The following is a 239-nucleotide window of genomic DNA, read 5'->3' as shown; positions in this document are numbered from 1 at the left end:
GAGCAGGTGCAGCTGAATGCAGAAGCGCAGGCGGAAAGCCTGTCAGCGCTTGAGCTGGCTTTTAATGCCCGCCTTGAGGCCATTGAGCAGCAGGCCGGCGAGGGCCGCGCAGAGTTTGCCGCGCTGCAGGCGCAGCTTGAGAAAAACGACGGCGGCTTCTCCCGCCGCCCGGCGTCAACCGGCAGCGATCCGAAGTCCGGCGCGCAGACCGACTGCTGATCTGCCCTGAACGCAGACAC

At 65.7% G+C, this 239-nt stretch carries 1 protein-coding gene; it reads left to right on the top strand.

Annotation, left to right across the window (positions count from 1 at the left end):
- On the top strand, window positions 1-219 hold a 219-nt coding region (locus SB660_RS23520; RefSeq protein ID WP_410584993.1), incomplete at its 5' end, for a hypothetical protein.
- Between the last annotated feature and the right edge of the window lie 20 nt (window positions 220-239).

The sequence above is a fragment of the Bacillus sp. SIMBA_005 genome, from assembly GCF_046535585.1.
GTDB classification, from domain to species: Bacteria; Bacillota; Bacilli; order Bacillales; family Bacillaceae; genus Bacillus; species Bacillus pumilus.
Note: the sequence above shows the minus strand (reverse complement) of the source record. Positions and strands in the feature narration are given on the sequence as shown.